The sequence below is a fragment of the Streptomyces sp. NPDC090022 genome, from assembly GCF_044748145.1.
GTDB lineage: Bacteria > Actinomycetota > Actinomycetes > Streptomycetales > Streptomycetaceae > Streptomyces.
In genome coordinates this window covers 141133-161577 of record NZ_JBIVFN010000001.1, presented here as the reverse complement: position 1 = coordinate 161577, position 20445 = coordinate 141133, and the positions used below count along the sequence as shown (strand labels likewise).

The following is a 20445-nucleotide window of genomic DNA, read 5'->3' as shown; positions in this document are numbered from 1 at the left end:
CGATGCCTGGCAAGTGTGCGACGTCCCGTGAGTTCCCCCTGGGCCCTCCTGGAAGCGCGCAAGGCCCGCCTCGCGCTGCCGCCGGAGGAACGGCTGGCGGCGCGGGCCGCGAACCTCGAGGCGAAGTGGGTAATGCCCGCCGCGGAGGTCTCCGCCGAGGAGGTCAAGGCCGCGCAGCGGGCCGCGATGACCGCATCGAGGTGGTGGAGATTCGTCCGCGAGATCACGGAAGTGCCGGCACCGCCGCTGCCGCCGGGCTCGTACACCGAGTGCGAGGTCTGTGTGGGCCGGGGGATGCGGGACCGGTACGGGCAGGTACCGGCCGCCGTGGAGCGCCTGGTCCTCGCGGATGCCTCGGGTGTCCAGGCCGCGTTGATCGAGACCTGTCCGACGCACGTGCCGTATGTGCAGGCCACGGCGCGCCGCCGGGGTTTCGCATGCGAGACCGCGGCGGGCCCCTGCTGCCCCGCGTAACGGGTGAGATCCGGTGGGACATCACGGTCAGGCATGTAGAACTCGCGGGAGTGTCCGGAACTCGCGGCGACCACCGGTTGTGCTGACCGACGCAACAGAGAGGAGCAAGACCATGCGAGTCGGCTACTACCGCCCGGCCCCCGTCGGTGCTTGGCCGGTTGGGGCGATGGAAGTTCGCGTAAGGAGTTCCCCGGCGAGGCCGAGCACTGGAGCAGGGGAAGCGCGAGGCAGGGCGGGCTCGCCTGCGCCACCTGCGGCAAAGTCGACTTCCGCCGAGACCGCAACGAGGACAAGCCCGAGATGCTCCCCTTCGAGGTAACCGGCCCGGACGGCGACCTCCGCCTCGAATGCGGAGGTTCCCGACCTGATTCGTTGACCCAGACGGCGTACCCGCGCAGCGCGGCCGCCGAGCCCTCCGAAGTGGACATCATCACGCGGGTGCAGCGCGCGATTCCTGAGCTGGATCACTGCACGTACTACAAACTCCGCTACCGGGGCGAGACACTGTGCATCGCGGTCGACTTCGGGCTGAGGAGCGTGTGGGCATTCCGCGGCGGCGAGCTGTCCGGCGTCGATGAGCAGGCCGATCCGGAGCTCAAGGCCCTGCTGATCCGCAACGGCATCCGTGTCTGACCAACTCAGGGGCATCACTGGGGTGAGAGCCCAAGAGAGGGGCAGCCGGGGTGAAGCCGAAAGGGATAGCAGGACTGTTGGGAGCTGGTCGTGACCCGGGGGGTTTACGCTTGGCGGAAGCCGTCCCGGTGGTCATCCCCCGTGCCACCGGGGCGGCTCCGGCCCGTCAGCTTTGCGGTGCGAAGTGTGCGAGAAGGCGCTCTTTCTGGTTGTTGCCGAGGCCGCGTACGCGGCGGCTCTCGGAGATCTCCAGTTCGGTGAGGGTCTTCTGGGCCCGGACCTTGCCGATGCCGGGGAGCGAGGCGAGGAGCGCGAGGACCGGCATCTTGCCGATGGACTCGGAGGGGTCGGCCAGCACCTCGGTCAGCGACAGCGTGCAACGCTTGAGCGCCGCCTTCACTTCGGCCCGTTCTTGCCGTGCGGCGGCGGCCTTCTCCAACGCGGCCCGGCGCTGTTCGGGTGTGAGCTGAGGCAGCATGTCGGGGGTCCTCTCGTCGGACGGAACGGAACGGGCCCATCATGACGCCGTCGGCAGTCCGGTGACCAGCAGGTTTGATGGGTCAGGCCGCCTGTAAGCGAAGCTGTGCGGGAAGTTGGACCTCGCGGGGGCCGATGCTGCTGGCCCGCTCCCGCCACGCCTCCGTCCGCTCCCTGGAGCGGTATGCCCGCCCCGGTGTCGACGCGGTCGCAGCCCACGTTGCAGCGTCCGACCCGGCTGCCCGCCGCGTATGACAGGCCGGCGGGGTTTCGGCCTGGCAGTGCCCCGGCAAAGGGACTAGCGTGATCCACAGAGCAGTCGTGGTTCCGAAGTCGTTCGCCCGCGGTCACCTTGCCCGCGGGCGCTTTGCTGTGCGGCACTCTCCGGACCAGGGCTATTACCTCCAGACCCGCACCGAGCGGGCCCCAACCCCGTCGAAGGAGACAGGCATGGCCAAGGGCACTGTGAAGTGGTTCAACGCGGAGAAGGGCTTCGGCTTCATCGCGCAGGAGGGCGGCGGCCCGGACGTCTTCGCCCACTACTCCAACATCGCCGGTCAGGGCTACCGCGAACTGCAGGAGGGCCAGCACGTGGAGTTCGACATCACCCAAGGCCAGAAGGGCCCCCAGGCGGAGAACATCCGCGTCGTCTGACCCAGCACCCGAACAGGCCCGGCACCGTGGAGGTGCCGGCGCCTCGGTGTCTGGCCGCGCGCGTCCGCGACCCCCCGGCTGGAGGATCACTGCGGGAGCGCACCCGCACTCTCCCAGTTAGATTGGCGAGAGCCTCGGGGGCCGGGAAGGACTGGCGCGGAGCCTGTGACATTGGAGATCGACTACAAGGCGCTGTTCGTGGCCACGCCCAGTCCGTACCTGGTGCTCGGGCCGGATCTGGTGATCGTCGATGTCAACGAGGCATACCTGCATGCGACCGGCCGGAGCCGTAAGGACCTGGTCGGGCAGTACCTGTTCGACGCTTTCCCCGACAATCCCGCGGACCCGGGGGCGGACGGCGTACGGAACCTGGACGCCTCGCTGCACCGGGTCCTGCGCTCGAGAGAGCCGGATGCGATGGCGGTGCAGAAGTACGACATCCCCGTCCGCGGCCGGCCCGGGGAGTTCGAGGAGCGGTGGTGGTCTCCGATCAACACCCCCGTGCTGGGCCCGGGCGGGCAGGTGGCGTGGATCATCCACCGGGTGGAGGACGTGACCGCGTTCGTGCTGTCCCACACCCGGCCGTCCGGCGGCGGGGGCGGGGCGGTCGGCGGGCGGGAGGCGATGGAGGCCGAGCTGTACGCGCGGGCGCGGGAGCTGCTGCGGCTGAACGAGGAGCTGCGCCAGGCTCACGCCCGGGAGCGTCAGGTCGCCGTGACCTTGCAGGAGGCCATGCTCCAGTCGCCGGATCTGGCCCGGCACCGCGAGATCGCGGTGCGTTACCTGCCTGCCGCCGGGTCCCTGAACGTGTGCGGTGACTGGTACGACGTGGTCGACCTGCCTGGTGACGGCTTCGGTGTCGCGGTCGGCGACGTCGTCGGGCACGGCCTGGAGGCCGCAGCCGTCATGGGCATGCTCCGCAGCGCACTGTCCGCCGCCGTGCGAGCGCTGCACGAGCCGGCCAGGTCACTGGAGGTGCTGGGCCTGTATTCCCGTTCCGTGGACGGGGCGCTGGCCACCACCGCCCTCCAGGCGGTCATCGACCCCCGAAACCGGCGGATCACTTACAGCAGCGCCGGCCATCCCCCGCCCGTCCTGCTGCACCCCGACGGTGCCTGTGACCTGCTGGACCAGGCCACGGACCCGCCGCTGGGCGCCCGCCCCCAGCACGTTGCGCGGCCCCAGGCCAGCCTGTCCTACCGTCCAGGTGACACACTCGTTCTGTATACCGACGGGCTCATCGAACGCCGCGGCGAGGACATCGACGCTGGCCTGCACCGGCTCACGGACACCCTGGCCCGCTACGGCCGATACGGCACCGAACGCCTCGCCGACGCCCTGCTGGCCCGCCTCGGCGTGGTCAGCGGCGCCCGCGACGACATCGCCCTGATCATCGTGCGCCTATGACCCTGGCCCCAGACCGCCGCTCGCCCGAGCGGCGCACTTCCCCGGCGGGCTCCCGCTCGTTTGCCCAACCGTGGCAGAAAATGGACAGCACGCATCCGGTACGGAGCGCGCGGTCGCCGACGGGGGGCGCCTGCGCGAGCTCCGCCGTGCGCTGGCGAGCGGCGGAGCGGATCTCGCGCTCCGCCTGGGAATCACAGACGAGGACGGCCACCACGGTGCACGATTCGCCGACCGGCCAGGCAGGGCGGAGCATGGTAAATGGCCCGAATGCCCGATTGGCGGAGGTGAACCGCGATGACGCTGCCCGTACACCGCCGGCCCGGCCGGCTCCTGGAGAGGACGTTCCCGGCGCTGGGCTGGGGCGAGCCGATGGCCGCGGAGTTCGACGAACTCTTCGAGCGGATGAACAGGCTGCTTGAGTCCGCCGCTCCCGCCGGGGCGTGGGTGCCCCTGGCGGACATGCACGAGAAGGACGACGCCTACGTGGTGGAGGCGGAGCTGCCCGGGATCAAGCGCGAGGACATCGACGTCGAGATCAGCGAGCGGGAGCTGCACATCACCGGGGAGTACAAGGAGCGCGAGCGTGAAGGTGTGCTGCGGCGGGGTACCCGGCGCAGTGGGCACTTCGAGTACCGGGCGCTGCTGCCCGCCGATGTCAAGGCCGAAGAGGTCACGGCGACCCTGGCCGACGGGGTGCTCACCGTGGCTGTTCCCAAGGCGGAAGCGGCCAAGCCGCGGCACATCGAGATCACCGCAAGCTGACAGCAGCCGGAGGACGGCCGGTGCGCGGGGCAGACGGGCTTTGATCACCGCTCTGCCCCGCCCGCTCACGTCAGCCGCACCGGCAGCCGAGGGACGCATACCATGACCGGCACCTACGCTCTCATCAGCCCCGATGGCAGCCTGCAGTTCCGTGACGGAGCCGCAGAGCACATGGGCGAGGACGCCGACCCGCACAACGGTGCCCCGTCCGGGTTCACCATCCTCCGCCCGTCCTGGGGTGCCCGCGGCCTGCACGGCCACGTCGGCGATTCCTCCGCCCTCGCCCGGGACGTCTACCCGCCCAACCACGTGGCAGGCCGTCTGGTGGCCGCACTGGGAGGCCCCGAACGGTACGTCTTCGGCAACCTCACCATCTGCGGCAGCCACATCCCCCAAGGCAGCGAAGAACCCGAAATATGCGGCCTGAGCGAGGCGCAACAGCGGCTCATCACCGCAGTCCACACCGCCGTCTCGCAGCACATCGGCACTCCGTAGACCGCCCAGGTCGTTCACCTCATCCTCTGCCAGCTCAGTTCCAGCCCGTCCACGGCCGTCATGACGCCGCCCAGGCCGACCGGTCACGCGGCCGTGGCCTGCTCGTCCTGCAGCACGCTGAAGTCGACATCGAGGCGGGTGTCGTAGTCCTCCGGGGCGCTCCCTCTCCCGTGGGTCGAGTAGACGCCGAACCGGTTGACGTGCTCCGTCGGGTAGGGTGAGATCTGGGCCAGGTCCAGCGGGTCCATCACTTCGCCCTCCGCCTGCAACTGCCGCACCGCATCCGCGATGTCCAGCGTGTTGTGGAAGATCAGCAGGTTGGCGAGCAGAGAGGTGAACTTCACGTCCTTCTCCTGTTCGACCGGGTCGTAGTGCGCGACCGTGCCGCGCTGGCCGAGCCGCACCCAGTCGCTGAAGCCGTTGAACGCCTCGACCTGCCTTGGCGTGGGCGACCGCGTGCAGAAAGCTGGCATCCTCGCTGGTGGCCTTCAGCTCGATGACGTCACTCAGGTCGAACATCACCGGCCGGCTGGCCTTCAAATGGCCGTGCAGCAGCACCTCCCAGCCTCAGCGCGCGCAGCCCGCCACGATCCTTCATCGTGGTTGTACGGGGTGCTGCCGCACCTGGTGTGCCGGGTTGCGGGGCGGAGAGGCAGCGGCTGGGACGAGGGGAGTCAGGCCCGATGTCATCGCCACGGATCGTTACCGCTGACGACAGCGTGCACCCCCTCGCGTCGCCGGTCAGCTCGCACAACGAGTGGGACCCGCTGGAGGAGGTCGTCGTAGGGCGTCTGGAAGGTGCGACGTTCCCCTCCAGGCATCCGATCGTGACCTGCAACGTCCCGGCATGGGCGGGACGGCTGCAGGGGCTGGCCGCCGGCGTCCGCTATCCCCGCGCCATCGTCGAGCCGGCCCAGCGTGAGCTCGACCGGTTCATCGTCCTGCTGCAGTCCCTGGGCGTGACGGTCAGGCGTCCGGACGCCGTCGACCACCGCCAGCGCTACGCGACCCCCGACTGGCCGTCACGCGGGTTCGCCAACAGCTGTCCGCGTGACAGTCTTCTGGTCGTCGGTGACGAGGTCATCGAGACCCCGATGGCCTGGCCGTGCCGGTACTACGAGACCTTCTCCTATCGCTCACTCGTCAAGGACTACTTCCGTCGTGGCGCGCGCTGGACGTCGGCGCCCAAGCCGCAGCTCACCGACGCCCTTTTCGACGGGGACTACCGGGTCCCCAGGGCCGGCGAGCAGGTGCGCTACCTGACCACGGAATTCGAGCCGGTCTTCGACGCGGCGGACTTCGTGCGGGCGGGCCGTGACCTGTTCACCCAGAGGAGCAACGTCACCAACCGCATGGGCATCGAGTGGCTGCGCCGCCACCTGGGGCCCGACTATCGCATCCACGAGATCGAGAGCCGCTGCCGTACGCCGATGCACATCGACACGACGTTCCTCCCTCTTGCCCCGGGCAAGGTCCTGGTGAATCCCGAGTACGTCGACGCCGACCGCCTGCCCGCGGTTCTCGACGGGTGGGACGTGCTGATCGCTCCTGAGCCCGATCCGCTCCCTGAACGGCTGCTCAAGATCACCTCAATGTGCGGCAAGTGGCTGAGTATGAACGTCCTCGTTATCGACGGCGAACGTGTGATCGCGGAACGGCACCACACCCGCATGCTGCGCGCCTTGGAGAGGTGGGGCTTCGAACCTATCCCCTGCGACCTGCTGCACTACGCGCCGTTCGGCGGGTCGTTCCACTGCGCCACCCTCGACATCCGTCGCCGCGGTGCGCTCGATTCCTACTTCCCCCGGTCGGCCCGCGCGGCCGCACCCTGAATGCAGGCCACACCAACAGACTGCCTGGATACACCGAGCACCTGGAGGTAAACGAGGAAAGTCGCCTCACCTTCACCGTAATGCGGAGCCACTTCGCGTGTGATCAGGCCCGCGGCCCGGTGAGGAGACCCCACCCCCGCCGCAAGAAGGGAGCGTACGCATGTCCCGTCCTGTGACTGTCGGTGTGGACGGGTCGCCGGAGGCCGTCGCGGCGGCCGCATGGGCCGCCGGGGAGGCGGTACTGCGCAAAGCGCACCTGCGGGTCGTCTACGCGGATCAGTCGCCGGGCCCGGCGACCGCGCAGTCCGGCAGCTTCGAAGCGCGGAGTCACTGGGCCGACGATCTGCTGGGCGAGGCCGTGGAAGCGGTGCGGCGAGAGCACCCTTCTCTGGAGATCGAGAGTAGGCGCCGATTCGGACAGCCTTCCGAGGTCCTGGCCGAAGAGGCGGCCGAGGCCGGCCTCCTGGTACTCGGCTCTCGCGGTCTGGGCGGTGTGAGGGGGTTCCTCCTCGGGTCGGTCGGCCTGGCGACGATCAGTGTCACGGATCACCCGGTCGTGCTCGTACGGGCGCCGGAGCGGCCGGACGCAGCCGACGGCTCTGTCCCGGCCGGCCCAGCGCGCGACGTGGTCGTCGGCGTGGACCTCGACCAGTTCTTCGCCCCGCTCCTCGACTTCGCCTTCCAGGAGGCCGCACTCCGCGGCGACCGTGTCCTGGTCCTGTACGGGTGGTCGATCATGCCCGTGGTCCGCGACGCCTCGGCGCTCGTCGCAGCCGAGCGGGACATGGGCCCCGGCATCGCGCGGCGCCTTACGGAAGCCCTGAAGCCATGGCGGCAGAGGTTCCCTTCCGTGGGGGTCGTCGAACAGTCGCCCGTTGGCGGCCCGGCTCGACTGCTCCTGCATGCAGCGGACAACGCGGACCTCGTGGTGGTCGGCCGACGGGTACGCAAAGGATCTCTGGGCGCGCACATCGGATCCGTCACCCATGCCCTGGTTCACCACTGCCCGGTGCCCGTCGCCGTCATCGCCCATGATTGACGCCTTCGCCGCCCGGACCGTGCCGACGTCGGAGTCCGTCGCCCCCTCCCTGACGGCATCCGGGATGCTCGCGAGGCCGACGTGCCTGTTCGGGCCACTCTCTCGTGCGTCAGACGCGGTCCGTCCCGGGGCACTGGGGATCCTTGGCCCGTGAACATCGTGATCGCGGTGTCGAGCGCCCTGATGGCCGCCGCATGTTTCGGCATCGGGTCAGTGCTGCAGCACGAAGCGGCGCGGCAGGCGCCGACGCGGAAGTCGATGAAGCTGCGGCTCCTGCTCGACCTGGTCCGCCGGCCCAGGTGGCTGGCGGGGTTGGTGCTTTCCGTCTCCTCCTTCGCCTTCCTCGGGCTCGCGCTCGCTTTCGGTCCCCTGGTCCTGGTCCTGCCGCTCGCGGCAACCGATCTCCTCTTCGCCCTGCCGTTCCTGGCTCTGCGGCGCGGGGAGCACCTGACCCGTTGGGAGAAGACCGGAATGGTCTGCACGGCAGGAGGCGTGGCGGCGTTCCTGGCTGTGCTGCCGCTCTCTGCCGGCGTTAAGCTCCCTGCTGCCTACGACTGGGCCCCCGCGTTCGCGGTGATCGTCGGTACCGTGGCCCTGCTGGCGCCTGTGGGAGCCAGGCGTCCTGGGTGGACACGGACGGCCGCATACGCGGTCTGCGCGGCACTGATGTTGGCGCTTCTGGACGGCTTGGCCAAGGGCACGGTCGGCCGGTTGCGGGCCGACAACCTCGAAGTCCTGCTCCACTGGGAAACATACGCGTTGATCACCGTCGGGGTGACGAGCCTGGTTCTGTCGCAGAGCGCCTTCCAGGCCGGCTCTCTGGCTGTCAGTCTGCCGATCATCGACACTCTGGAGCCGATCGGTGCCGTCGCGATCGGCATCGCCGTCTTCGGCGAGCAGCTCGCACTCACCGGCTGGGAACTGGCTGTGCAGATGCTGGGAGCTGCGGCGGCCGTGACAGGCATCGTGTTGCTGGGCCGGTCGCCGCTGGCCACGCTATGACGTCCATGCCGCCGTGACATCAGCCGGCCTGCTGCGCCGGACTGATATGCCGAGCGCCTGTCAGTCGGTTGGCCGTGTGGCCTTGGCGGGGTCAGGCTTGAGATACGGGGCAGGGCAGAGCGAAGGAGTGCCCGTGAGTGGTCTGGTGATCGCGGGAGTGGACGGATCGGCGTCGAGTCTTGTCGCTGCGGAGGCGGCGGCCAGGGAAGCCCAGTGGCGAAACGCGGAGCTGCGCATCGTCCATGTCTTCCGCTGGCCGCCGGTCCGCGTGCCGATGGGACCGCCGGTGCCGCCGCCGGCCGAGGGTGAGATCTGGAGGATGACGAAGGGTCTCGTCACCGAGGCCGTGACACGGGCCCGGGCCGCGGCACCGTCAGTGAACGTCACCCACAGCGTGGTGACGGGGGAGGCACTGACAGTGCTGGAGGCACAGTCGCGTGCCGCGGAGCTGGTGGTCGTCGGGTCGCGGGGCATGGGAGGATTCGTCGGACTGCTGGTGGGGTCCACGGCCGTGCACCTCGCGGCGCACGGCCGATGCCCGGTACTCGTGGTGCGGGACCAGGCGGAGCCTAGTGGGCCGGTCGTCCTCGGAGTCGACGGCTCTGGTGCTGGCGTGGCGGCGGTGGATTTCGCCTTCGCGGAGGCCGCCCTGCGCGGCGTGGGCCTCGTGGCCCTGCATGCCTGGACCACGTGGAATGCCCCCGTGCCTCCGCCGCAGGATCCCGCCGAGCCATACGCGAGCGCACCGGGCATGCTCGCCGAAGCCGAGGAGCGGCTGCTCTCCGAGGCACTGGCGGGTCATCGGGAGAGGTACCCGGAGGTTCCGGTCGAGCACCGTGTGGTACACGGTGCGACCCGCGAGACTTTGATCGCTGCAAGCGGCACCGCGCAGCTCCTGGTTGTCGGTGCTCGGGGACGCGGCGGGTTTGCCGGCCTGCTGTTGGGCTCGGTGAGCCAGGCGGTGCTCCACCATGCTCGCTGCCCGGTCGCCGTGGTTCGGGTCCGCGAGGGATGACCACAGTCCACCGCCTCCTGTCGAGCAGCGGTCTGGTTGTGGCCTCGTCGGCGGACGGGGTGGTCTGAGGCTGGTCAGACGGACGGCTTGGCGAGCGAGGTCGGGAGTGCGCTTCCTAGACGGCTTCATCAAGGGATGTACGTCGCTCGCCGATGACGAGAACCGGCACACTCTGTTGGCGCACCAGTTGCTGGGCGACGTTGCCGAGTAGGCGGCGGGACAGGCCGCGTCCGTGTGTGCCGACGACGATGAGGTCGATGTTCTGGTCCTTGGCGGGTCCCGAAGGCGCCTCGGACCGCGGGCAGTTCCAGGTGCTCGCGCAGGGTGGCGCCCTCGTACGCGGTGCGGAACAGGCCCCGGCGTCGCAGCTCGGGGACGACGTGCGTGACGAACTCGCGCAGGCTGTCCGGGGCCAGCGCGGACATGACGTTGAAGCCGTCCGCCGCGCCCTGGGTGAACCACTCCTCCATCAGGTCCGCGATCCGGGCCGGGGTGCCGACCGCCTCCAGATGGCCGTTGGCGATGGCGGTGGTCTGGCAGAGCCGGCGGAGTGTGAGACCGCGGCTCCGGGCCAGGTCCAGCCACAGCCGCCGGCGGGAGGGCAGCGCCGCCTCCTCGGGCAGCTCGGGGACCGGCCCGTCGAGATCGTGGGAGGACAGGTCGCCGAGCAGCAGGCCGAGGTGCGCGAGTCCCAGCTGGGGGTCGACGGAGTCCTGGAGTTCCCGGTACCTGTCCCGCGCCTCGGAGTCCGTGGCGCCGATCACCGGCAGGATCCCGGGAAGGACGAGCATCTCCTCCGGGCGCCTGCCGTACGCGGCCATCCGGCCCTTCACCGAGGCGTAGAACTTCTGGGCTCCGACCAGGTCGTTCTGCACCGTGTACACGACCTCCGCGGTCTCGGCCGCCAGTTCGCGGCCCTGGGGCGAGGCGCCGGCCTGGATGACGACGGGCCTGCCCTGGGGTGGCCGCGGCACGTTCAGCCCGCCCGCGACGCGGAAATGCGGGCCGTGGTGGCCGAGGGGGTGGTGCTTGGCGGGGTCGAAGTAGACGCCCGTGCTCCGGTCGCGGACGAAGGCGTCGGCCTCCCAGCTGTCCCACAGCCCGGTCACCACGGCGACCGCCTCCCTGGCCCGCGCGTAGCGCTCCGGCTTCGGCGGCAGGGCATCGAGGCCGAAGTTGCGGGCTTCCTCGTGCATGGTGGAGGTGACCACGTTCCAGGCTGCCCGCCCCTGGCTGATGTGGTCCAGCGAGGCGAACTGGCGGGCGATGTGGTACGGCTCGTGGAAGGTGGTCGACATGGTCGCGGCCAGGCCGATCCGGCTGGTCAGCGGGGCCAGGGCGGCGAGGACGGTGAGCGGCTCCAGGTCGGTCGCGGTGGCCGACCGCCCCAGCGCGCCGGGCGGGGTGTCGTAGAGGGCCACCGCGAGCCGGTCCGGGATGAACAGCAGGTCGAACAGCCCCTCTTCGGCGGTGCGCGCCATCTCCCGGTAGAAGCCCAGGTCGGCGGTGGTGGGCAGGCCGGGATACCGCCAGCCGTTGACGTGGTACCCCATTCCCTTGGCCGAGGCGCCCAGCTTCAGCGTCCGCTCCCGCTCCCGCGGCATGTGCGATCCCCCGTTCGTTCGGGCGGCGTTGGCATCCCGAGGCGACAGAATCCGTTCGATCGGATTCTCACCTACTCGCGCCATGGAGTTGTCAGTCACGGTAGAAATGTGGTCGATGACGATCCGGTGTGTTCCAGAACCGGAGGACGCCCGGGTACCGCGAGGCGAGGAAGGTCATGACTGACACGGTTCTGCCGTCGGGTACGGAGTACGAGCACCTGCTGGCCGCCCTCCGGGGGCAGCGCCCCTGGGCCTTCGCCCGCTTCGACTCTCCCGATTCCGGGGCGGTACCGGCGCCCGAGCCCCCGCCCGCGAGGCCGACCCTGCCGTCCGACAGCGAGCACTGGGTCCCCCTGCACGCCCGCGTCGACCGGCTGGCCGACACGGACGGGGCCGCGGTGGCGCTGGCGGACGGCCAGCGCACGGTCAGCTACCAGCGGCTGAGACTGCGGACCGACCGGCTGGCCGCGCGCCTGCGCGGGCTCGGGGTCCGTCGCGGCGACCTGGTCGCCCTGGCCCTGGGCCGCGGCCCCGCCTTCGCCGAGGCGGTCCTCGCCGTCTGGAAGGCGGGCGCGGCGTTCCTGCCGCTCGGGGCGGAGGACCCGGTCGCCTGGCGGGCCGCGCTCGCCCACCGGGCCGGGGCCACGGCGTGCGTCGGGGCCGGCCCGGAATCAGCGCTGCCCGGCCTCACCCACGTGGTCTGGCCGGACCCCGCCGAGCACACCGCCGAGCACCCCGCCGAGCACACCGCCGAGCACCCCGCCGAGCACCCCGGCGGGCATCCCGATCCCGCGGACCCGGCCCACCCCGCCGGCCTCGGTGCACCGGAGCCGGCCCCGGAGGAGCGGGCCTGTGTGATCCCCACCTCGGGTTCGACCGGCGAGCCCAAGCTCGTGGTGCTGGAACACCGCGGAGTGGCCAACCTGTTCCGCCTCCAGCGCGACGGCCTCCCCGGACTGGGGCCGGGATCCCGGGTCCTCCAGTACGCGCACCCGACCTTCGACGGCGCGCTCTTCGACCTGGCCCTGGCCCTGGCACACGGCGGGCGGCTGGAGGCCGTCGAGGACACCGAGCTCGCCGGGGAGCCCCTGGCCGCCGCCCTGCGCCGGCTGCGCGTCACGCACGCCGTGCTCCCGGCCTCGGCGCTGCGGACCCTGGGTGACGTACGACTCGACGACCTCGAAGTACTGTGCAGCGTCGGCGACGTGCTGCACCCTGACACGGCAAGAGCGTGGAGCACCCGCACGGCCCTCTTCAACGGATACGGTCCCACCGAGGCGACCGTCTGCGCGACCCTGCACCGGGTGAGCGGCCGGGCAGGGACGTGGCGGCACCGGGTGCCCGTCGGACGGGCCGCCTCCGGCGTGTACACCGTCGTCCTCGGGGACGATCTGCGGCCGGTCCCGCCCGGGGTGCCGGGAGAGATCTGCATCGGCGGGGCGGGCGTGGCCCGGGGCTACCTCGGGCAGCCCGGCCTGACCGCCCAGGCGTTCGTCCCCGACCCGCTCTCCCCCGTACCGGGCTCGCGCCTTCACCGGACCGGGGACCTGGGCCGGGTGCTCCCGAACGGGGAGGTCGAACTCCTCGGCCGGCGAGACCGCCAGGTCAAGATCCGGGGCGTACGCGTCCGGCTCGACGAGGTGGAGCGGGCGCTCGCGGCGGTGCCCGGGGTCCGGGACGCCGTCGCCACCGCCGTCGACGCCGGCCAGGGCGACCGCAACCTGATCGGCTACGTGACACCGCTGCCCGGCCACCCCCTCACGGGCGCCGCCGCCCTCGCAGCGCTCAGGGCGCGGACACCCGCCCACCTCGTACCCGGCACGGTCGTGGTCCTCGACGACCTGCCGCTCACCCCGAGCGGGAAGCCGGACCGCGCCCGGCTTCCCGAGCCGCGCGTGAGCGCCCCCTACCGCGCCCCGCGGACCTCCGGGCAGCGGATGCTCACCTCCACGGCCGGCGCGGTGCTCGGGCTGGACAGGGTGGGCCTGGACGACACTTTCGCCGCGCTCGGCGGGAACTCGCTGCTGGCCACCCGGTTCGCCGCCCGGGTGGCCGAGGCCACCGGGCACCGGCTGAGGATCACCGACATCCTCTCCGGAGCGACGATGGCGGAACTGGCCGAACTGGCGGAACTGGCCGAGCCGGCGGCGTACGACGGGCCCGCCGCGGGCCGTCCGTCCGGCCCCGGGCGCAGCCCCTCGTACGCCCAGGAACGGGTATGGCTGATGCAGCGGCTGCACCCGGACTCGCACGCCTACCACGCCGACGCCGCCATCCGGATCACCGGCCGTCTCGACCTCGCGGGGCTGCGCGCGTCGCTCACCGACCTGGTCCGCCGGCAGGAGGTGCTCCGCAGCCGCTTCCACTCCGAGGACGGCCGGCTGCGGTGCACGGTGGTGGAGCCGTGGGAGGTGAGCCCGGCAGTGGTCGACCTCTCCGGGGCGGCGGGCGACGCGGAACAGGGCCGGCTGCTCGCCGACGCGGTCCGGGAGTTCACCGGCCGCCCCTTCGACCTGGCCGCGGAGCCCCCCGTTCGCTGGCTGCTGGTCCGGCTGGGGACGGACGAGCACGTGCTGGTCCACTCGGAGCACCATCTCGTCCACGACGGATGGTCCTTCAACGTCTTCCTCCACGACCTCGTCGAGGGCTGCCTCGACCACGCCCGCCACGGCGAGACCCGGCGGTCGGCGCTCCCGGTGCGGTACTACGACCAAGCGCGGTGGGAGCGGCAGTGGTCCGCCGGACCGGAAGCCGACCGGCAACGGCGCTTCTGGCGGCGGCAGTTGGCCGGCGCCCAACCGGTGCTCCCACTGCCCCGGCGCGCCGCCGCGGACCGCGCGTCCGCGGGCGCGGCCCCCAGAACGGAGATCGAGGGCGACCTGGCCCGCTCCGTGGAGGAACTCGGGCGCCGCCACGGCTGCTCCCTCTTCGCCACCCTCCTGGCGGGGTTCTTCGCCCTCCTGCACCGGGCCACCGGCGCCCAGGACGTGCTCGTCGGATCCGGACTGGCGAACCGGCGGTGGCAGGACACCGAACGCGTGATGGGGATGTTCGTCAACACCGTCGTCCTGCGCGGGGACATGACCGATGACCCGTCGTTCTCCGAGTTCCTCGACCGGGTGAACCGCACCACGCTCGCCGCCCTGGAGCACCAGGAGCTGCCCTTCGAGGAGGTGCTCGCGCAGGCCGACGCGGCCCGCACTCCCGGGGTCAACCCGCTGGTGCAGGCGGTGTTCAGCTTCCACGACTCGCTGCCCGACCGCTTCACCTCCGTCCCCTTCGGACTGGACGTCATCGAGGGACTCGGAACCGGATCGGCCAAGTTCGAGCTGAACGTGATCGCCTTCCCGCGGCGTTCGGCCGGCGACGGTGCGGTGGGCCGCCGGGCCGGCAACGTGCTCGCCATCCCCGCCTCGCCCGGCGCGCCCGCGCTGCCCCACCCGTCGGCGGAACTCGACGGCGTCACCCTGTCCTGGGAATACGACACCCGGGCGCTCGACGCGCGGTTCGTCGCCGGGCTCATACAGGGCTATCCGGCGGTCCTGCGCGCCGTGCTGGACGATCCGGACCTACCGCTGTCACGTCTTCCGCTGCCGGCCGGGGCAGGCTCCGACGACCTGCCCGAAGGTGCCGGGGGTGCCCGGGGCGCCCGGGCGCACCTTCCCGGAGCCCCGCCGGCGACCGTCCCGGGCGCCGTCCCCGCCGACCCGCCCGCCGCCGTGCCCGCCGCGGAGGCGGCCGTACTGGCCCGGATCCTGGCCGACCTGCTCGACCTCCCCAAGGTGGGCCCGCACGAGGACTTCTTCGCGCTCGGCGGCCACTCGCTGCTGGCGATGCGGTACGCGGCCCGTGCGGGCCTCGAACTGAACCGGGAGATCGACCTGGCCACGGTGCTCGCCCACCCCACCGTGGCCGGGCTCGCTCTGGCCCTGCCCCGCAGCGCGCCCGACGCGCCGCCGCGCAGGCTGCCCCGCTCCTCGGGCGGCTCCCCCGGTCGGTCGGCGCCGTGACCACCGCCTCCACCGCGCCCGCCAGCCCGCGGGGAACCCCGTTCCCCCTGTCCGCTGCCCAGCGCCGGCTGCTGCGGTTGCACCGTCTCGACCGGACCGGGCACGCCCAGAGCACCGCGCGGTGCTTCGTCGTCGACGGCGCGATCGATCCGGTCGCGCTGCGGCACGCCGCGGCCCTGCTGACCGCCCGGCACGAGCCCCTGCGTACGGTCTTCCGCCCGGACGCGTCGGCCACGGGGACGGGGACGGGGACGGTGCAGCTGGTGCTGCCGGCCGGGGAGCTGCCCGTCACCCTCCTTCCGCGACCCGGCACGGGGTCCGTTCTCGGTGCGGAGCCCCGGTCGGCCGCACGCCGGTTCGCCGAGCGTCCCTTCGACACGGAACGGGGCCCGCTGGCCCGGATCGCGCTGATCCCCCTCCGCCCCGGCCGGTCCCTCCTCGTCGTCTGCGCGCACCTGCTCGCCGCGGACGGCTGGTCCTGGGAGGTCATGCTCCGGGAGCTCGGCGTCCTGTACTCCGCCGCCCTGTCGGGCACGGACCCGGACCTGCCGGAGCTTCCGCTCCAGTACGCCGACTGGGCCCACTGGCAGAACCAGAGGGCGGCCGGCCCCCGCGGGGACGCCCTGCGCCGCTGGTGGAGCGCCGAGCTCGCCGGCACCGCCGTGCCCGATGCGGCGCGGCCCGCCGGCACTCCGGAGCGGCCGACCGGCGGCCGCCAGATCGCGGGACCGATGCCCCCGGCCACCGCCGGCGGCCTGAACGCCCTGGCCCGGAGCGAGGGCGTGACGCCCTTCACCGTCCTCGCGGCCTCCCTCGGCGCGCTCATCGGCCGAATCCGCGCCTGCGACGACCTGCTCCTGTGCACCCCGGTCGCGCACCGGGAACAGGCCGGAGTCGAGAACGTCCTCGGCTTCCTCACCGACCACCTTCCGCTGCGCGTCGTCCTGGACGGCGATCCCCCGTTCACCGCGCTGCTGCACCGGGTGGCGGCCACCGTCCGCCGCGCGTACGCGCACAGGGACCTCCCGTACGAGAACAGCACGGCCTGTCTTCGCCGGCCCGGAGCGCCGGAGGGCCCCCGGGTGCCGCCCGTACTGGCACACCACCCGCGCGGCAGCACGGGCTCCCTGGTCCTCGCGGGCTGCCGGGTGCGGGAGGAGGCGCTGCCCTCCGACACCGCGCGGTTCGACCTCACCGTGCGCGTGTCCGAGCTGGCGGAGGGCACCCTCGTACGGCTGGAGCACGACACCGCGGCCCTGGCCCCCGCGGCGGCCGACGAGCTGCTGGCGGGATACCTCGCCCTCCTGGACGCCGTGGCCGAAAGCCCCACCGCCCGGCTCTCCCACCTGCTGACCGCCTCGATGTGAGGGAGGTTCCCGTGTCGGACCGACCGCTTCCCGACGCCACGCCGTCCGAGCTGTTCGCCGCGCGGGTCCGGGCCCACCCGCACTCCACGGCCCTGCTCTTCGGGCACGTCCGGATGACGTACGCCGAACTGGACGCCCGCTCCGAACGGCTCGCCCGCCACCTCTCCGCCCTCGGAGCCGGGCCGGACCGCGTGGTCGCCCTGCTGATGGAGCGCTCCGCCGACCTGGTGGCGGCGGTGCTGGCCGTGGCGAAGGCCGGCGGTGCCTACGCCGCCCTGCCGTCGAACCACCCGCACGAGCGGCTGAACCTGATGATGCGGCAGACCGGGGCGCGGATCCTGCTGACCGACCGGATCTCGCGCGAGGGTGACTTCGCCCGGGACCAGGGCGCGCGAGGTGTCCACCTCGTGGCCGCGGACGACGCCGGGAGCTGGACGGGCGGAGGTCCGGACCTCGGACCGGGCCGCCCCGCCTCCCACCCGGAACACCTGGCGTACGTGGTGTACACGTCAGGATCCACCGGAGCGCCCAAGGGCGTGGCCGTCACCCAGCGGGACGTGGCGGCCCTGGCCCTGGACCACCGGTGGCGCACCCCCGGGCAGGAACGGGTGCTGCTGCACTCGCCGCACGCCTTCGACGCCTCGACCTACGAGCTCTGGGTGCCGCTCCTGACCGGCCGGACCGTCGTGGTGGCCCCTCCTGGGCCGCTCGGGCTCGACGCCCTGGCCCGCACGATCACCCGGCACGGGGTCACGTGCCTCTTCCTCACCACCGCCCTGTTCAACCTCATGGCGGAGACCGTGCTGCCGTCGCTGTCCGGCACGCTCCGAGAACTGTGGACGGGCGGCGAGAGCGCCTCGCCGAAGGCCATGAGAACGGCGCGCGAGCAACTGCCGGACACCGTGATCATGCACGTCTACGGGCCCACCGAGACCACGACCTTCGCGACCTGCGCCCCCGTCACGGACGTGGGCGAGACGGTGCCGATCGGCAGTCCCATGGACGACACGCGCGCCTACGTCCTGGACGATCGGCTGCGCCCGGCGCCGCCCGGGGCGACCGGCGAGCTGTACCTCGCGGGCGCGGGCCTGGCCCGCGGGTACCTGTCGGACCCGGCGGCCACCGCGGAGCGCTTCGTCGCCGATCCGTTCGCGGGGGACGGCGGGCGGATGTACCGGACGGGAGATCTGGTGCGCCGGTCCGCGGCCGGAGGACTGGAGTTCGTCGGCCGTGCGGACGGGCAGGTGAAGGTCCGGGGCCACCGGATCGAACTCGGCGAGATCGACGCCGTCCTGGGGGGCCACCCGGACGTCGCCCGGTGCGCCGTCCTCGCGCACGAGGACCGCAGGGGCGACAGCCACCTGGTCGGCTACGTGGTGCCGGCCGGCGCCCGGCCCGACCCGGCTGCCCTGCGCGCCCACCTCGGTGCGGTGCTGCCCGACCACATGGTCCCGACCCGGTACGTCTTCCTCCCCGCCCTGCCCCTGACCCCCAACGGCAAGATCGACCACCACTCGCTGCGCGGATCCACCGGCGAGTGAGGCCCGGCGCGACCGTGCGGTGACGCCCGGCGCGACCGTGCGCGGACGGTCAAGGACACGGCGCCGGCGGTCAACTTCCGGGCGGGGAGGGTCCGTAGGGTGGCGCCGCGGCGGGGTGGCTGTTCTCGGCCATCCGCCGAGAGGCGATCTTGCGGGCGGAGTGCCGTGTGCCGAGCCTCGTACCGCGAAGCACTGACGTCACACGTACATCGGGAAAGGGGCGTGCCGGTGTCGGCTGAGACCCAGCGGGCGGGGGGCGGCCTCGACGGGGAGGACGCGGCGGCGGTCGTCGAGGCCGTGGAGTACCTGCGGAGCCACGACACGGCGGGCGTGCTGTCCGAGCTGCTGCCCGGTCTCGGTGACGAGCCGCGCCGGGCCCTGGGGAAGTACTGCGCCCTGGCCCATGTCGCGGTACTGGTCTTCCCCTCCTCGATCGCCGGGCTGCGGGAGGCCCTGGGGGCCATGGGGCTGCGGGCCGGGGCGGTGACGCCGAGCACGGTGGTGCGGGCCCGGCTCGCCCGCCGGCACGGGCTGGATCCGGCCGAGCTGGACGTGGTCATCCTGCGGGCCGCGGTCGGCGGTGGCCGGCCGTACGAGGTGGAGGTCTTCGCGCTGGCGGGCGGTGGTGGCGGGAAGCGGCGGTCGGAGATCGCCGCCCGGGAGCGTGCCGAACGCAACGAGTCCCATGTGGCGTTCGCGGTGGCGGACGCGGATCCGGTGGTGCTGGAGGGGCTTCGGGGGACGCTCGTCGGGGCCGGGTTGCGTCCGGACGGCGGTGGCCACAACCCCGGCGAGGGCACGAGCGTCTCCTATTACCGGGTCGACGGCCCGCCGGGCGGGGACGGCGCGGCCGGCGCGGTTGGCGCGGCCGGCGCGGAGGTGCGGGTGCCCCCCTTCGCCCGTCGGCTGGAGCTCACCGTCACCGGGCCGGTCGGCGACCCTCCCGGTGGCGGGTACGGCCCCTTCCCGCTCCCGCCAGCCGACGCCGGGGCGGATCCCGCCCGCCGGCTCCTGGAGATCATGACGGGGGCGTGGGCCACCCAGGCGGTCGCGGTCGCCGCGGAGTCGGGGATCGCCGACCACCTTGCGCCGCCCGGTTCCGCCGGCCCCGGCCTGTCCGCCGCCGCACTCGCCCCACTGGTCGCGGCCGACCCGGATGCGCTCGGCCGGCTGCTCCGCTACCTCGCCGGTCTCGGCCTGGTCGAGTGGGAGGCGGGGGGCTACCGCCTCACCGCCACCGGCGCGCTGCTGCGCGCGGGCGAGCCGGGGTCGATGCGCCCGCTGGCCCTCATGTACGGCGGGCCGTTCTACCGCTCCTTCGGCGAACTCGGCCATGCCGTGCGCACCGGCACGGACGCCTTCACCCACCTCTACGGGCGCCACCACTTCGACCACTTCGCCGCCGACCCCGGGCTCGCGGACCTCTTCGACCGGGCGATGGCCGCCGGTGGTGCCATGTTCGGCCCCGTGCCGGGTCTGCTCGACCTCGCCGGTGCCACCGAGGTGGTGGACGTGGGCGGGGGCAACGGGGAGCTGCTGGCCCGGGTGCTGGCCCACCACCCCCGCCTGCGGGGAGTGCTCCTGGAGCGGGCCGTCACCCTGGACGCCGCCCGCGAGCGGCTGCGGCTCGCGGGCTGCGCCGACCGCTGCACGCTCGTGGCCGGCGACTTCACCGAGGCCGTGCCCGCGGGAGCGGACGCCTACCTGCTGGCGCGGGTGCTGCACGACTGGGACGACGAACAGTGCGCCGTGATCCTGGGCCGCTGCGCCGACGCCATGCGGGCCGGCACGCACCTCTACGTCGTCGAGCGGCTGCTGCCCGAGGACTCGCGGCCCTCGCTGACGCCCGCGTGGGACGTCCACATGCTCTGCAACGTGGGCGGCCGGGAACGGACAGCCGGCCACTACCGCGGGCTGCTGGCGGCCGCGGGGTTCGTGCTGGAGGCGGTTCATCCGCTGCCGCTGGACGGGTTCCTGCTCCGTGCCCGTCGGGCCGCGGCCGCCGGTGCGGCGGCCGCCGCCACGCCGGGCCGGGAAGTGTCCGCCGTGCCCGCCGGCCGGACCCCGGGCCCGGTCCCCGTCCCCGTCCCCGTCCCTGTTCCAGTCCCCGACCGCGTCCCCGTCGCGGAGTGA

The 20445-nt window shown here is 72.7% G+C and carries 17 protein-coding genes and 1 pseudogene; 14 read left to right on the top strand and 4 right to left on the bottom strand.

Annotated elements, in window-relative coordinates; genetic code table 11:
* The first annotated feature begins 27 nt into the window (after positions 1-27).
* Entirely contained in the window at positions 28-474 is a 447-nt protein-coding gene (locus ACIPXB_RS00700) for a hypothetical protein (protein WP_401442700.1), read from the top strand.
* A 300-nt stretch (positions 475-774) separates the two neighbouring features.
* Positions 775-1107 (top strand): hypothetical protein, encoded by a 333-nt coding sequence (locus ACIPXB_RS00695; RefSeq protein ID WP_401442697.1) that lies wholly within the window; start codon positions 775-777, stop codon positions 1105-1107.
* 166 nt (positions 1108-1273) lie between these two features.
* Here the strand turns inward: ACIPXB_RS00695 and mihF are convergent, their stop codons facing one another.
* The gene (gene mihF, locus ACIPXB_RS00690; protein WP_401442695.1) at positions 1274-1585 is read right to left on the bottom strand and encodes an integration host factor, actinobacterial type; all 312 of its coding nucleotides are present in this window, start codon (positions 1583-1585) and stop codon (positions 1274-1276) included.
* A 449-nt stretch (positions 1586-2034) separates the two neighbouring features.
* Between mihF and ACIPXB_RS00685 the strand changes: the two genes are divergently transcribed.
* The 4 genes from ACIPXB_RS00685 to ACIPXB_RS00670 all read left to right on the top strand — a co-directional run bounded on the left by ACIPXB_RS00685 (position 2035) and on the right by ACIPXB_RS00670 (position 4902).
* Positions 2035-2238, top strand: a complete 204-nt coding sequence (locus tag ACIPXB_RS00685; protein WP_401442692.1) for a cold-shock protein — start codon at positions 2035-2037, stop codon at positions 2236-2238.
* 165 nt (positions 2239-2403) lie between these two features.
* Positions 2404-3645 (top strand): SpoIIE family protein phosphatase, encoded by a 1242-nt coding sequence (locus ACIPXB_RS00680; protein ID WP_401442690.1) that lies wholly within the window; start codon positions 2404-2406, stop codon positions 3643-3645.
* Between the two features lie 294 nt (positions 3646-3939).
* The gene (locus ACIPXB_RS00675; protein WP_401442687.1) at positions 3940-4407 is read left to right on the top strand and encodes an Hsp20/alpha crystallin family protein; all 468 of its coding nucleotides are present in this window, start codon (positions 3940-3942) and stop codon (positions 4405-4407) included.
* A 102-nt stretch (positions 4408-4509) separates the two neighbouring features.
* A complete protein-coding gene (locus tag ACIPXB_RS00670; protein ID WP_401442685.1) occupies positions 4510-4902 on the top strand; it encodes a hypothetical protein in 393 nt (130 codons plus the stop codon).
* 83 nt (positions 4903-4985) lie between these two features.
* Here ACIPXB_RS00670 and ACIPXB_RS00665 read toward each other — a convergent pair whose 3' ends face one another.
* Positions 4986-5375 (bottom strand): Tn3 family transposase, encoded by a 390-nt coding sequence (locus tag ACIPXB_RS00665; protein ID WP_401442683.1) that lies wholly within the window; start codon positions 5373-5375, stop codon positions 4986-4988.
* A gap of 210 nt (positions 5376-5585) precedes the next feature.
* Between ACIPXB_RS00665 and ACIPXB_RS00660 the strand changes: the two genes are divergently transcribed.
* From ACIPXB_RS00660 to ACIPXB_RS00645, 4 genes are all read left to right on the top strand, one after another.
* Positions 5586-6734, top strand: a complete 1149-nt coding sequence (locus ACIPXB_RS00660; RefSeq protein ID WP_401442681.1) for an amidinotransferase — start codon at positions 5586-5588, stop codon at positions 6732-6734.
* Between the two features lie 160 nt (positions 6735-6894).
* Positions 6895-7773 (top strand): universal stress protein, encoded by an 879-nt coding sequence (locus tag ACIPXB_RS00655; RefSeq protein WP_401442679.1) that lies wholly within the window; start codon positions 6895-6897, stop codon positions 7771-7773.
* Between the two features lie 150 nt (positions 7774-7923).
* Complete coding sequence (locus tag ACIPXB_RS00650) at positions 7924-8775, top strand: DMT family transporter (RefSeq protein WP_401442677.1); 852 nt, start codon at positions 7924-7926, stop codon at positions 8773-8775.
* Positions 8776-8908: 133 nt separating this feature from the next.
* Entirely contained in the window at positions 8909-9790 is an 882-nt protein-coding gene (locus ACIPXB_RS00645) for a universal stress protein (protein WP_401442675.1), read from the top strand.
* 115 nt (positions 9791-9905) lie between these two features.
* On the opposite strand, the gene ACIPXB_RS00640 is transcribed toward ACIPXB_RS00645, so the two are convergent.
* Both ACIPXB_RS00640 and ACIPXB_RS00635 read right to left on the bottom strand, forming a co-directional pair.
* Complete coding sequence (locus ACIPXB_RS00640) at positions 9906-10013, bottom strand: hypothetical protein (RefSeq protein ID WP_401444358.1); 108 nt, start codon at positions 10011-10013, stop codon at positions 9906-9908.
* A 100-nt stretch (positions 10014-10113) separates the two neighbouring features.
* A pseudogene (locus tag ACIPXB_RS00635) lies at positions 10114-11394 on the bottom strand (LLM class flavin-dependent oxidoreductase); the annotation flags it as partial.
* Between the two features lie 176 nt (positions 11395-11570).
* Between ACIPXB_RS00635 and ACIPXB_RS00630 the strand changes: the two are divergent.
* The 4 genes from ACIPXB_RS00630 (at position 11571) to ACIPXB_RS00615 (ending at position 20445) form a co-directional block, all read left to right on the top strand.
* The gene (locus ACIPXB_RS00630) at positions 11571-15404 is read left to right on the top strand and encodes an amino acid adenylation domain-containing protein (RefSeq protein WP_401442672.1); all 3834 of its coding nucleotides are present in this window, start codon (positions 11571-11573) and stop codon (positions 15402-15404) included.
* Positions 15401-16771: a condensation domain-containing protein gene (locus ACIPXB_RS00625; protein WP_401442670.1), complete on the top strand. Its 1371-nt coding sequence runs from the start codon at positions 15401-15403 to the stop codon at positions 16769-16771. Before ACIPXB_RS00630 ends, ACIPXB_RS00625 begins: the two co-directional genes overlap by 4 nt.
* Before the next feature lie 11 nt (positions 16772-16782).
* Complete coding sequence (locus tag ACIPXB_RS00620; protein WP_401442668.1) at positions 16783-18312, top strand: amino acid adenylation domain-containing protein; 1530 nt, start codon at positions 16783-16785, stop codon at positions 18310-18312.
* Between the two features lie 228 nt (positions 18313-18540).
* Positions 18541-20445 (top strand): methyltransferase, encoded by a 1905-nt coding sequence (locus ACIPXB_RS00615; RefSeq protein ID WP_401442666.1) that lies wholly within the window; start codon positions 18541-18543, stop codon positions 20443-20445.